The organism is Filimonas effusa (assembly GCF_004118675.1).
GTDB lineage: Bacteria > Bacteroidota > Bacteroidia > Chitinophagales > Chitinophagaceae > Filimonas > Filimonas effusa.
The window spans coordinates 1,784,590-1,798,935 of record NZ_SDHZ01000001.1 but is presented as its reverse complement, the minus strand read 5'-3'; the positions used below and the strand labels follow the sequence as shown (position 1 = coordinate 1,798,935).

Genomic DNA, 14,346 nt, shown 5'->3' with positions numbered 1-14,346 from the left:
CCCTATATTATCTGGTGTCGGTTTATTGCCTCTCAAAAAATTATATATTTTTTTTGTTAATTTTTAGGGGATACCCCCTTTTTGCTACACATACTATAAAACAGGTAATTGGATAAGCGAGTTTTCATATCTCTGATCGACAAATATCTTTCCGGCCAGGCAACTGCCGAAGAGGAGGAGATGATGGTAAAATATTACCAGAGTTTTCAGAATACGTCGGCATGGGACCATGAAACACTGGGCGATGCCGGGTTAATGCAGGGCCGGTTACAGCAGCGTTTGAACGCCACACTGCGGGAGCATGAGGCGCAACCTGAACAAACACCCGTAATACCTGTTAAGCGTAAAACAAGCCGTACCTGGTGGATTGCTGCCAGTTTGGTTGCACTGGTATTCCTCTGCGGTTATTTTTTACAAGACAGGTTGATGAATGTATTGGATCCTGTAAAAATGGTACAGGTGAATACAGCAAAAGGAACACGTAAAAAATTACAGCTGCCCGATGGCTCTGTAATATGGCTCGAAGGCGGAAGCAGCTTTAGCTATCCCGAAGTGTTCCGGGGCAAAGAACGTACCGTGTATTTGAGTGGAGAAGCTTTTTTTGAAGTAACAGGCAACCCTGCAAATCCATTTATCATTCATACGCCGCTGGTAGAAACAAAAGTATTAGGGACTTCTTTTAATATAGAAGCGTACGGCGAAAAGCAGGTAGAGGTAGTAGTGGTATCGGGTAAGGTATCGCTGAATGCCGAAGAAAGTGACGCCGGAAAACCCCTGATCCTGCATCCGAATGAGAAGGCCTTGTACGATAGTAGTAACGGTGTTTTCAATGTAAAAAAGGCACCGGAAGCAAAAGACTATGAACTGCGCAAAAACGGGCAGTTTGTTTATAAAGGTGCCGCTGTTGCAGATATTATAAAAGATTTGGAAAGGGCGTACAATACGCCTATTGCCATTAAGAGAGATTTGCTTAACTGCACCTTTTATGGCGATTTTAATGCCTTGAACAATGTAGAGAAGGCATTGAACCTGATAGCGCTGACACTCAATGCCAGGGTCGAAAAATTACCCGGCACACGTGGTTACGCCATCTCTGGAGGAAGTTGTCAATAAAACATGAACTAACGCATAAAACTAACATGATGAGAATTGATAAAACACACCATCCGGACTAAAGAAAACAAATAAAAAGTCCCCAAAGGTATTGGGGACAATTGTCGCATAAATATTTCAGACAGATGCTCCTAATGGCCTGGAAAACCCGGAGCCGCTGTCATTATTCACCCATACAACAACCTTATAAAGGTATGCAAAAAAAGATACCACTATTATTCAATGACGCAATTATCAGAGTCATGAGACTATCTGCGATTATTTTTTCTGTTCTTTGTTGTACGGCTGCTACTTTGTACGCTTCCGATTCCGATGCACAAACCGCATTGGATAAAAAGGTTTCTGTTCAGTTAAGAAATGCTTCGATCCAGGAAGCATTAGACAAAATTGGCGGCCTGGCTAACGTGTCGTTCACCTATGCCGGTAACCAAACGCTGGCAACCAACAAGGTTTCCATTGATGTAAAGAACCGTAAACTAAGTGATGTATTGGATATGATGCTTAATCCATATCCTTTGTCTTACGTAGTGGTGGAAGACAGGATCGTGGTAAGGCAGGATGCTTCCAAAAAGCCCAGGAGCGAAGCCGTAGAGGCTGTTGTTCGTAAGGAGGTACTGGAAGCTGCTGCAGCGCCGCCATTTGTACTCAAAGGCGTTGTAAGTGGTAAAGCAGGTATCCTTGCCGGTGCTTCCGTTACCATTAAAGGTAAGAACAGGGGTACGGTAACCAACGAAAAAGGGGAGTTCGAATTACACGATGTTAATACCGGTGATGTCATCGAGATTGTAATGACAGGTTACAAAACCCAGTCCATCACTGTAAATGAAAATAAGAAACGCCTCGATATCGTATTGATCGAAGAGGCTTCTGAACTGCAGGACGTTGTTGTAACAGGTTTCAATAACGTATCTAAAAAGAAATTCACCGGATCTTCTGTAACACTGAAGATCGATGATGTGAAAATGGATGGTGTGATCGACGTTAGCCGTATGCTCGAAGGCCGTGCAGCTGGTGTATCGGTACAAAACGTTTCCGGTACTTTCGGTAGCGCACCTAAACTGCGTATCCGTGGTGCTACTTCTATCAACGGTGAAAACAAACCTTTATGGGTGGTTGATGGAGTTGTGCTGGAAGACCTCGTTAATATTTCCAACGACCAGTTGTCCAGCGGCGACCCTACCACCTTATTAGGTTCTTCCGTGGCTGGTATCAACTCTAACGATATCGAATCTTTCAACATCCTCAAAGACGCCGCCGCTACTGCATTGTACGGTGCGCGCGCTATGAACGGTGTTATCGTTATCACTACCAAAAAAGGTGCAAAAGGCAAGACCAACGTAAACTATACCGGTAACTTCAGTACTCAGCTTAAGCCTACTTACGGTTCTTATAATATCATGAACTCCGCAGAGCAGATGTCTGTTTGGGCAGAACTCGAAAGAAAAGGTAAACTCGGAACTAGTTTGCTGAGTGGATCGAATTACGGTGTATACGGTAAAATGTATGAGCTCATGGATGCCGATGAATACGGTAATGTGCAGCTGGAGAATACTACTGCTGCCAAAAAAGCATTCCTCTTACGTTATGCAAAGGTGAATACCGACTGGTTCAATATTCTTTTCCGCAACTCGTTTGTTCAGGAGCATTCTTTGAGTGTGGCTTCAGGAAGCGATAAAACGCAGTCTTTCTTCTCTACCAGCTTCTATAACGACAATGGCTGGACCATTGCGGATAATGTGAAAAGATACACGTTGAACTTTCGTAACAACTATACACTCTCCGATAAGTTTTCCTTTGGATTCCTCACCACCGCTTCTTACCGCCAGCAAAGAGCACCGGGTACATTGAGCAGGCAAGGTAATGCGGTAACAGGTACTTTTGAAAGAGACTTCGATCTGAACCCCTTCAGTTATTCTTTAAATACCAGCCGTGCACTTACTGCATACGATGAGAATGGCAATAAAGAATACTTCAGAAGGAACTACGCTCCGTTTAACATCTTTACGGAATCCGAAAATAACAGGCTTAAAATAAATGTGATCGATCTGAAATTGCAGGGCGATGCACAATATAAATTCTCCAAAAGCCTGAAATATGACTTCGTTGGTAATGTGCGTTATGTAAGGTCTACCCGCGAACACGAGATCACAGAGTATGCCAATATGGCTAATGCTTACCGTGCAAATGGTACATCTACCATTGCAGAAAACAATAAGTTCCTTTATCGTAACCCCGACGAACCGGAATCCTTGCCACAAGTGGTTTTACCTTATGGCGGTTTCTATAATCGTTCAGAAAACCAACTGTTGAGCTTCGATCTGCGTAACTCTATCAGCTATACGAAAACATTCAATAACGTTCACGCTTTCACAGCCCTCGCCGGACAACAGGTAAGGCTTGCTGAAAGACAGAACTTCTCTAATACAGGTTATGGCTACCAGTACGACAATGGCGGTGTTCCTTTTACCGATCCTATGATCCTGAAACAAACCATTGAAAGTAATTTTCCTTACTACGACATGACCAAAACATTTGATCGTTTTGTGGGTTTTTATGCCAACGTAGACTATATGTTCGATCGTCGTTATAGTGTTTCTATCGTTGGTCGTTACGATGGTTCTAACCAGCTTGGTTCTTCCAGAACTGCGCGCTGGTTACCTACAGGTACCGTCAGCGCTGCATGGAACGTTGATGAAGAAAACTTTATTAAAGACATTAAAGCAATCACTTACCTGAAAGTAAGGGGTAGCTATGGTTTAACGGCTTCTCTTGGGCCTGCTACCAACTCTAACGTGGTATTAAGGAACCAGCAGGCTAACCGCCCTTACTCCCTGGAACGTGAATCTGTTATCAGGCTTATCAACCTCGAAAACTCTGAACTTACCTGGGAAAAGAACCACCAGTTGAACTTCGGTATCGACTTCGGATTGTTTGAAAACCGTATCACTGCTACCGTAGAACCCTGGTTCCGTAAGAGCTTCGACCTCATCGGTTCTTTCAAAACAAGTGGAATCGGCGGCGAGCCCCGCAAACTGGCCAACTACGCCGATATGAAATCCAATGGTCTCGACGTGGTAGTTACCGGCGAAATTCTGCGTAAAAAAGACTGGAAATGGAGCAGCACCATTACTATGGGGTATAACAAAACCAGGATCACCCATATCAGGAACCAGCCGCTGATCTTCGATCTGGTGAAAGCTGAAGGCGGAAACCTCGAAGGTTATCCTGTAAACAGCTTGTTCTCTATCGACTACCTGCGTATGGTACGTACACAGGGTACTCCTATCTTCAAAGACGAAAGCGGAAAAGACAATGCAGCTGTTTATTTACAGGCCGAAGGTACAGACAGCATTCTCGTTTACAACGGATCTGTAGATCCAAAGTTTACAGGTGGTTTCAACAACACTTTCTCTTACAAACAATTTTCTTTAAATATCTTCTTTACATTCCAGGCAGGCAACAAGATCAGGCTCTATCCTTCTTTCCAGAACGGTTATACCGATTACAATGCCTTACCTAAGGAATTTTACGACAGGTATGAAGTTATCGGCGACCAGTTAACGCCTGGTGTGGTTCCATCTATTATAGACAGGGTTACTGCGGCACAATTAGCTGGCACTTATGCTTACAACAACTATAATTATTCTACAGAGCGTATTGCAAAAGGCGATTTCCTGAGGTTGAAAACAGTGTCTTTAACTTATAACCTCAGCCCTGAGTTGATACAACGCTGGAAAGCTTTCAGAGCACTGAGCTTTACTTTGGCTGCTATCAATCCCTGGTTGATCTATGCCGATAAAAATCTCGAAGGACAGGATCCTGAGTTCTTCAATACCGGCGGCGTTGCTCAGCCGATTCAGAAACAAATTACTTTATCTGTAAAAGCCGGATTCTAATTATGCGTACACAAGTTTTTGATATGAAAAGACTAGGATTATACATCGTACTGGCTTTAGCTGCTGCCGGCAGTACCGGCTGTAGCAAGTTCCTGGAAAAAGAACCTGATAACAGGGCCAAGCTGAACTCTCCCGAGAAAGTGGCTTTATTGCTCGCTACAGCTTATCCCAAAGGTTCCTATATCCCTTTTATGGAACTGAGCACCGATAACGTAAATGAAAGAAGTTCAGGCGGTACGCCTAACGTAACAATGGACCCTTACAACTTCGTGGATGTAAGGGATAACAACGAAGATTCTCCCGAGTTCTACTGGAACTCTTGTTATACTGCCATTGCAGCTGCCAACGAAGCGCTGGAAGCTATTGAACTGGCACCTGAAGCCGATAAACGTAAATACAGCGCCAGCAAAGGGGAGGCCCTCGTTGCACGCGCCTATGCTCACTTTATGTTGGTGAATGTGTTCTCTAAATTTTACAACGAAGCAAGCTTCGCCAACGACCCAGGTATCCCTTATGTTACTAAACCTGAGAAAGTGGTGATAGAACAATATGAGCGCGGTACCGTAAAAGAAACATATGAAAAAATAGAAAAGGATCTGCTCGAAGGGTTACCATTGCTGAAAGACGAATCCTATACGGTTCCTCAATATCACTTTACCAGGAACGCTGCCTATGCCTTCGCTGCCAGATTTTACCTGTTCCAGAAGAAATACGACGACGTATTGTATTATACACAGCAATTCATAGGTGCTGACGTAACTACCAAACTTCGTCCCTGGAACTCTACTTATCTTACCTATACCAGGCTCGAATTATACGCGAACTACCAGAAAGCAACAGAACCCGCCAACTTGCTACTGGCTGAAACCCAGTCTACATGGCCACGTTATGTGTATTCTTCCCGTCACTCATTTGATCTTACAACTGTTCCATTGATCCAGTATGTACCTATCATCGGCAAACGCTGGTCATTCCTTTTCCAGGCATATGGCAACGATCAGGTGTACATCCCTAAGATCAATGAATACTTCGTTCGCGCTTCCGTAAATGCCGATTATGGAGATGTTTACTTCATGACGCCGCTATTTACAATGGAAGAAGCGCTGTTCAACCGCGCAGAAGCCATGATCTATAAAGGCAATTACAACGGTGCCCTTGACCTGATCAACAAATACCTTAGCACACGCGTTTATCTGTATAGCGCCAGTACAGATGTACTTACCCAACAGGATATCGTAGATTTCTTTGGCAACAATAAAATGCAGGAAAACCTCATTGAACTGTTGCTGGCGTATAAGCAATCCGAATTTGTTCATGAAGGTTTAAGATGGTTCGATATCCTCCGTTACGACATTCCCGTTACACACTATTTCGTAAATGGTAGCCGCAAAACGCTGGAAGCAGGAAGTAACAGAAGGGTCTTCCAGATTCCACAGTCTGCTACTTTATCAGGAATTGAACTAAATCCACGTTAATTTATTTTAATCTTATTTTGTTATGACACTCAATAAAACGCTATTATTCTTTATATGCCTGGTGGCTTTAGCCTCTTGCAAAAAAGATGATAACCTGGAAGTAGATGATATTCCCGGTCTGGGTGGTGACGAGTGGGTTGCCAACTCTACCGACAAGTGGATCTACGACAATCTGACCAAACCATTCAATATTTCTGTTAAATATAAGTGGGATCCGCATGAGGTCTCCGATCAGTATATCCTGAGAGATTTTGTTCCCGCTAAAGAAGAAGTGCTTATTCCGCTCATGGAATCTGTAAAAAAGGTTTGGGCCGATAACTATATTGCTGAAAAAGACTCTGTTTTCTTCAAGCGTTATGCCGCCAAATTCTTCTCTCTGTTTGGAAGTGCTATCTACAACGTCTCCAATGGCACCAAAGTACTGGGTATTGCTGAAGGTGGTAAGAAAATCAACCTGTTGGAAGTGAATACTTTCAAAACCAACAAAATGGCCGGATATAAAGCTTCCGATTCTACACAGGCTAAAATGGCATTTCATACCGTTCACCACGAAGCGGCGCATATCCTGCACCAGACTGTTTTGTATCCACTGGAATATAAGAGAATTAACGTAGGTATGTACACCACCAACTGGGTAAACTATACCGATCAGGTCGCACGCCAGGATGGATTTATTACTGCTTATAGTATGCAGGACCCTAATGAAGATTTTGTTGAAATGGTATCCATGATGCTCGTAGAAGGTAGGGGAGGCTTTAATGCAATGCTCGCATCAATTAATGCAATAAGCGAAAAAGGAACTACACCCGACCAGGCTAGAGCAAAACTCAGACTGAAAGAATCCATCGTTGTGAATTATTTCAAAACAGTTTGGGGTATCGACTTTTATAGCCTTCAGACAAGGGTTCGTGCTGCCGTTGAATCTTATATCTATTAATCATTAATTCATTACTAAAATATAAACACGATGAGACTGAAACTAACCTGTTTTCTTTTCATGATCCTGGCAATAGCAGGATGTAAGAAAGAGAACGATCGTGCTTTTGATAAATCGCCGGATGAGCGTGTCAACGAATTGCTGGAGAAATACCAGACCCAACTGGAGGGTGGTACAAACGGCTGGATGGGGTATCTGACTACTGACCAGGGAGCTAATTATACGTTTTACTTCAAGTTCAATAACCAGAACAGGGTGGTAATGTATTCCGATTTTACCTCAGAATCTGCCCGGATAGGAGAGGAGAGCAGTTATCGCCTGAAGGCTTTACAGCAGGTTAGTCTCTTGTTCGATACTTATTCCTATATCCACGTACTTGCGGATCCCGATCCGGCTGTTGCAGGAGGAGAACTGGGGTCGGGTTATAATGTAGACTTTGAGTTTTATTTCGATACAGCTACAAACGATACCATCAATATGGTCGGCCGTAAGCACGAGAATAAACTGAAGCTGGTTAGGGCTACTTCCGAACAGGCTGCTTACCTGGCAGATGGTAAATGGGGGAACTCCGTGTTTTCACCCAACGTTGGTAAAATTACCAACTACTGGAAAATAGTGGTTATTGGCGGCATATCTTATCAGGTAAACGTAAACGCTTCAGGTCGTACTATTACCTTTACATGGAGAGACGCCAGTGGGCAGCCTCACTCGTTTACAACTTCTTACCAGGAAACATTGGATGGTATTATACTTAAAGATCCGCTTACGGCAGGCAGCACTATTGTTACCGGTTTTTCAAATATAACCTGGAACGCAACTGCTAACTCATTTACTTTTGCCGCCGGTGGTGCGTCTACTACATTGGCTGGTACTAATACTCCTGTTTATTTCGACAGAAGTGCACCTGGTAATTTCAGGGCAGAAGCCATCAACTCTGGTGGCTACTGGGCTACCTACGATGGATTTGTAGTGAATGGCGTAGCGGGCACTTATAATCTTCCGTCTTTAACAGGTAACGCTACCTATCCTACTTACAGGTATTTCATCTATTGGCCAGGCTATAATGCCTCGTTTGATTTACTAGCTCCTATTTTTAGAAATTCCAGCGGACTTGGCTTAGTATACGGTGCAGGTATGGTTTATTCTCAAAATGCCACTACGGGTGTTGCCAGGTTGACTTATACCTACATCTTAGGTTCAGGTCATCCTACTACTGGTCCGTATATCCAAATGAGAAATCAGGTGAACAACTCCGGCGGCTATTATTTTGTTAAAACGGCTGAAGGTATTTACGATATGGTGAGTGTGGCGGATTCCCGCATTTGGATCACTTGGTACCTGCAATAACAATTGTATAATCATCTCTTAAATCAAAACCAAATACTTTTATGAAAAGTACGTACTTTAAAGTCCTTTGCGGATTAGCGCTCTCCGCAAGCATTTTCTTCGCATCCTGCGGTAAGGATGGTGATACAGGTCCTGCAGGTGCAGCCGGCGCAACAGGCGCTACCGGCGCTAACGGCCCAACAGGTGCAGCCGGCGCTACTGGTGCTACAGGTGCACAGGGTCCTGCAGGCCAAAATGGCAATGCAAACGTAAGACAGTACCTGTTTGCAATCAATGGAGGCAATTCTTTGTTTGATTTCTCAACAGGAACTGCATATAACCTGTATGTGTCTACTCCTACTTCTGACTCAATTTACAATAGCGCATGGTTGGCGTATGTTATCGATACTAACGATATAACACATGCAATACCAGGTGTAGTACCTACTTTGAATCCTGCCGGCGAAATTAACGGCTTCGTTAACTTCTACTTCAATAATCTGGGATACGATAACACTAACAAGCGTGGCGTATTCACCGTAGGCAGGGCTTCTACTACAGGTACGCATATTTGGGCTATCCAACTCGTCCGTATTTATCTTGGAAACAACGGTAGAAAAGAAGAGCAACTGCCAAATATTGACCTTACAAACTACAACGAGGTTAAAAAATACTACAACCTTCCGGATCTGAAGTTGAAGTAATTACAACTTTCTATCCCAGTTCTTGCACATAGGTATAAATGGCCGGCGCCACGAAAGTGGATGTCCGGCCATTATCATTTATAAAACAATCTGTTCCTTTTATAAAATAGAAGATAGTAACCTGCATGTCGATTCTCCCAGCTTCGTAAGTCTGCCCCGTTGCTCCCATTCCTCAAGATGTATTTCTTTACTATCCTCCAGGTCCCTGAAAAAAGAAACCTTTAACTGCTCATGCAGCTCCCGGTCATAAATGGCGGCATTCAGCTCAAAATTCAGGTCAAAGCTCCGGATATCCATATTCGCCGAACCTACCATCGACAGTTTATTATCGCAGATCATCGTCTTCGCATGAACAAACCCCTTCTGGTATAGGTATATCTTAACCCCGGCTTCCAGTAGCTCCGTATAATATGATTGTGCTGCCGCATTCACGAAGCGTGAATCTGATACACCAGGTACCAGCAGCCTTACATCCACCTTTCCAAGCGCAGCAGTTTTCAATGCAATGATCAAACTCTCATTGGGAATAAAATAGGGGGTAGTAATGTATACGTACTCTCTGGAATGTGTAATTGCGGCAAAATAGCTCATCATAATACTTGCCCGCTCACTGTCTGGCCCGCTTTCTATCAGCTGCACCATTTGCCCGCCGTTGGGAAGCGCCGGAAAGTCGGGGAAATAATCCTGCGTGATCGGGATCTCTTTATCGGAGCAAAAATTCCAGTTGATGAAAAACAAGTACTGAAGTTGTTTTACCACCTCGCCTTCTATTTTCAAATGAGTATCCCGCCAATACATTTTCTGTTCCGCCGAAGGCACCTTATTGGAATACCGGTCCGAAAGGTTAATTCCACCGGTAAAACCTATAGTGCCATCTATGATCACCATTTTGCGGTGATCCCGGTAGTTATGCCGGTTCGAAACGATAGGGAATAATATCTTGTAAAAAGGAAGTATCGCAATCCCATTCGTCCTTAATTTACGTAAGTACTTGTTTTTCAGGTCTGTACCAAAGTCATCGTAAATTATTCTTATTTCAACACCTTCCTTTGCCTTTTTTAGAAGTAAGTCGCTCAATCTATTGGCAATCAATCCATTTTCTATGATGTAGTACTCCATATGGATATGATGCTTTGCGTTGGCTATTTCATTGAAAAGCGCTTCGAATTTCTCTTCCCCGTTGAGTAACAGGCTAACCTTGTTATTCACCGAAAGGGGCAGGTTGGTATCATTTAATATGAGCCTTACCAGCCTTTTATTACCCTGTAATTCTTCAATATGTTCCTGGATCAGTTCTTCCGACATAACGGCAAGTCGCTTGGCATATCGCTCAAACGTAGCCTGGTCCTTTACGAACTTGCGTTTGTAGAGTTTTTTCTTACGGTAGTTTTCTCCAAAAAGATAGTAGATAGCAATACCGGCAATGGGGAGCGCAAAGAATAGCAGGAGATAGGCAAGGGTCTTGGAAGGAGACCGGTTCTGCGAAATGATCATCAGGCTGAATAAAACGCTGATGGCATAAGCAATCTCCAATCCTATAGCAAAGGGGTCGGTTGTATTCAGCAACATGTCTCGTATTTGATAAGCTTATTAAATATAGAGCAATTGTTGCACCAAACGGTAAGATAACCGAACTTGCCCCTTAAAAGTGGGAATTCTTATGGCAGATTATATACAGATTACAGCAACCGGTATTGAAGGCGTAGAACAGCGTGAATTATTGCTGGCTTTGCTCGCAGCCGAAGGTTGCGAAGGTTTTGAAGAAGAAGCGGACATTCTGAGGGCCTATATTCCCGGCGGAGATCTTACCGGTAGCGGAGTTGAGGAAATATTGAAGGAAAACAATATAAAGTACTCATTAACAACCATTAAGGAACAAAATTGGAATGCAGTGTGGGAAGCGCAGTTCGATCCTGTGGTCATAGAGGACCTTGCTGCCATCCGCGCCTCCTTCCATGAGCCGATACCTCAAGTAAAATTTGAGATTGTGATCACGCCAAAGATGAGTTTTGGTACAGGACATCATGCTACCACTTACATGATGATCACCGAAATGGCAAAACTGGATTTCTCCGGCAAGCGGGTATTCGATTTTGGAACAGGCACCGGTGTACTGGCAATCCTGGCAGAAAAAATGGGCGCAGCAACCGTGATTGGCATTGATAATGATACCTGGAGTATTAGTAATGCAGAGGAAAATATTGCGGAAAATGGCTGTAAACATATCAGCATCTTACAAAAAGATGAAGCAGAGATGGGGGAAATTTTTGATGTGATCCTGGCGAATATCAACAAACATATCCTTCTGGCGAACATGCCGGTACTGGCAAAACAACTGGAAAAAGGCGGTACCCTTATTTTAAGTGGGTTACTGGAAGAAGATGAGGAAGATATTACACGTTCTATTGAAAGCCAAGGACTTATGCATATAAGAACTGTTAAAAGATCACGTTGGATTTGTATCGCTGCTTCCAGATAAGTTAATTTTACGTAAACTCTCCTATATTTGTCACCCACGTCAAATGTCAGCAGATGCACGAATTCTTATTAATAGTAGTGGCGTATCTCATTGGCTCCATTCCAACATCCATCTGGGTCAGCAGGTATTTCTTCGGTATAGATATAAGAGATTATGGCAGCGGTAATGCCGGTGCCACCAACACCTACCGGGTGCTTGGGTCTAAATGGGGAACTTTTGTAATGGTCGTCGACGTCCTGAAGGGCGTGCTGGCTACCTCGCTTTATATCTTTATTCCGCATTATATGGTGGATTCCTGGGACCGGACCAATTTTATGATAGGACTCGGGCTGGCAGCTGTAGTAGGACATATTTTCCCGCTTTATGCCGATTTTAAAGGGGGAAAAGGAGTAGCAACCCTGTTGGGGATGGCGGTAGCTATTCAGCCGCTGGTGGCCCTATGCTGTATTGGCGTATTCCTGCTGGTATTATACCTTACCCGGTTCGTTTCATTAAGCTCTATTCTCGCCAGTGTATCTTTTGCTGTATTCATTCTTTTCATCTTTAATGAGCGCGAGCCGCTGTACCGCGTATTTGCGATCGCAGTGGCCTTGATGGTCATTTTAACGCATCAGAAGAACATTAACAGGTTGCTCAAAGGCACTGAAAGCAAGATCCCCATACTTAAATACCGCGATCGCCGCCGCCAGCGGAAAAGAGACGGGGAATAGGCAACGCTCAGCCACAACTGTCAATTTGAGCGATCGGCTTAAATTGGTATAAATATTGACTAACGACCCTTATATAATTCATCCTTATGACGCGCACTTCTCTTATAGCAGTAGTAGCCATAGCAACCGCCGCTGCAGCATGCTCCCGCAACTCTATTACAGGCAGGAGCCAGTTATCCCTTGTTTCAGAATCTGAATTACAAACCGCCGCACTTACCGAATACAAGCAGTTCCTGTCCGAAAATAAAGTGGTAAGCAGTGCCGCCAGCAAAGATGCCGACATGGTAAAACGGGTCGGAAACCGCATTGCAACGGCTATAACCAAGTATTATCAGCAGAAAGGGAATGCCAATGAACTAAAAGACTATAAATGGGAATTTAACCTGGTAGACAGCAAGGAAGTGAACGCCTGGTGTATGCCTGGCGGAAAAGTGGTCGTTTACACCGGTTTATTACCCATAACACGCGATGAAGCTTCCCTGGCAGTGGTACTGGGACATGAAATCACCCACGCCGTTGCAGGTCATAGCCGCGAACGTATGAGTCAGCAAATGGTAGCCCAGGGACTCCAGACAGCAGGTGGAGTAGCTTTAGGCAACAATACAAGGGCGCTCAATATTTTCAATGCCATTTACGCGCCCGGCGCCCAGGTAGGGGTATTGCTGCCCAATTCCCGCAAGCAGGAATCCGAAGCCGACCATTACGGGTTGATCTTTGCGGCTATGGCAGGCTATAACCCCGAAGTCGCCGTTAGTTTCTGGGAACGTATGGCCGCTGCAGGTGGCCAAAAGCCACCATTATTGCTGAGCAGCCACCCAAGCGACGAGCAAAGGATCGCCAACATTAAAAAGCTGATGCCAGAGGCGTTAAAGTATTATACGCCAGTACGGAATTAGAAAAAGACAGCCTCAAAGTGATAAATTCGTGCAAAATTTAGGAAAACCTGCATTTTATGCGGGTTTTTTTAATAATTTTGCATTCTGTTTTTTTCACCTTAAAATTTTGTACGAGGCATGTCGCAGCAAAGTTTGTTCGAGAAATTGCAATTAAAAGATGAAAAGAACCTGCTCATCCAGGGCATTCCATCAGCCATAGAAAAACAGTTTAGCAAGCTTTCCTTCTCTAAAGATGTAACGCCGCTATTAAAAGCTAAAAGGATCGACTTCGCACTGGTCTTTGTTATCAACCAAAACCAGCTTTGCAATATTCTCAAAGACGTATTTCCCGCAATGCATACAGAAGGCAAATTATGGGTTGCTTATCCCAAAGCCGCCAGCAAAATTGCCAGTGATCTCAACCGCGACTGTAGTTGGAAAATGTTTGCCGACAACGGTTACGAAAACGTACAGGAAGTGCCGTTGGATCATGTATGGACTGCTATCCGTTTCAAAAAACAGGAGAATTTCGTTGCTCCTGCACCCGTGGCGCCAGCCGTTTCACGCAATTTTGCCGAAATTAAAATGACCGCCGACTTAAAAGGAGGGGAGTTCGATAAAAAACTGATCGTACCGCCGGCAGAACTGGAAACGCTTTTCAGAAAGCATGGCAAAGCCAAAGATTTCTTCACTTCACTACCAGCGAGCCATCAAAACGAATATGTTACCTGGATCAGCGCCGCAAAACGTGCCGATACCAAAGCCCGTCGTGTAGAAGCTGCGCTTGAAAAATTACTGGCAGGTAAAAAACATCCGGCAGAGAAATAATTT

The 14,346-nt window shown here is 43.9% G+C and carries 11 protein-coding genes; 10 read left to right on the top strand and 1 reads right to left on the bottom strand.

Annotated elements, in window-relative coordinates:
* Positions 1-108: 108 nt before the first annotated feature.
* From ESB13_RS06770 to ESB13_RS23735, 6 genes are all read left to right on the top strand, one after another.
* Entirely contained in the window at positions 109-1,113 is a 1,005-nt protein-coding gene (locus ESB13_RS06770; RefSeq protein WP_129002252.1) for a FecR family protein, read from the top strand.
* Positions 1,114-1,355: 242 nt separating this feature from the next.
* Entirely contained in the window at positions 1,356-5,009 is a 3,654-nt protein-coding gene (locus ESB13_RS06765) for a SusC/RagA family TonB-linked outer membrane protein (RefSeq protein ID WP_129002251.1), read from the top strand.
* 2 nt (positions 5,010-5,011) lie between these two features.
* Positions 5,012-6,484, top strand: coding sequence for a RagB/SusD family nutrient uptake outer membrane protein (locus ESB13_RS06760; RefSeq protein ID WP_246022458.1), 1,473 nt, complete (start codon positions 5,012-5,014; stop codon positions 6,482-6,484).
* Positions 6,485-6,506: 22 nt separating this feature from the next.
* Positions 6,507-7,421, top strand: coding sequence for a substrate import-associated zinc metallohydrolase lipoprotein (locus ESB13_RS06755; RefSeq protein WP_129002250.1), 915 nt, complete (start codon positions 6,507-6,509; stop codon positions 7,419-7,421).
* Between the two features lie 30 nt (positions 7,422-7,451).
* Positions 7,452-8,768, top strand: coding sequence for a DUF4302 domain-containing protein (locus ESB13_RS06750; RefSeq protein WP_129002249.1), 1,317 nt, complete (start codon positions 7,452-7,454; stop codon positions 8,766-8,768).
* 41 nt (positions 8,769-8,809) lie between these two features.
* On the top strand, positions 8,810-9,451 hold the full coding sequence (locus tag ESB13_RS23735; RefSeq protein WP_164974115.1) for a hypothetical protein: 642 nt from the start codon (positions 8,810-8,812) through the stop codon (positions 9,449-9,451).
* 99 nt (positions 9,452-9,550) lie between these two features.
* Here ESB13_RS23735 and cls read toward each other — a convergent pair whose 3' ends face one another.
* Positions 9,551-11,020 (bottom strand): cardiolipin synthase, encoded by a 1,470-nt coding sequence (cls, locus tag ESB13_RS06740; RefSeq protein WP_129002248.1) that lies wholly within the window; start codon positions 11,018-11,020, stop codon positions 9,551-9,553.
* A 91-nt stretch (positions 11,021-11,111) separates the two neighbouring features.
* On the opposite strand from cls, the gene prmA reads away from it, so the two are divergent.
* From prmA to ESB13_RS06720, 4 genes are all read left to right on the top strand, one after another.
* Positions 11,112-11,930, top strand: coding sequence for a 50S ribosomal protein L11 methyltransferase (gene prmA, locus ESB13_RS06735; protein WP_129002247.1), 819 nt, complete (start codon positions 11,112-11,114; stop codon positions 11,928-11,930).
* A 53-nt stretch (positions 11,931-11,983) separates the two neighbouring features.
* Entirely contained in the window at positions 11,984-12,640 is a 657-nt protein-coding gene (gene plsY / locus ESB13_RS06730; protein WP_129002246.1) for a glycerol-3-phosphate 1-O-acyltransferase PlsY, read from the top strand.
* 86 nt (positions 12,641-12,726) lie between these two features.
* Entirely contained in the window at positions 12,727-13,536 is an 810-nt protein-coding gene (locus tag ESB13_RS06725) for a M48 family metallopeptidase (protein ID WP_129002245.1), read from the top strand.
* A gap of 117 nt (positions 13,537-13,653) precedes the next feature.
* The gene (locus tag ESB13_RS06720; protein ID WP_129002244.1) at positions 13,654-14,343 is read left to right on the top strand and encodes a YdeI/OmpD-associated family protein; all 690 of its coding nucleotides are present in this window, start codon (positions 13,654-13,656) and stop codon (positions 14,341-14,343) included.
* Positions 14,344-14,346: the final 3 nt, after the last annotated feature.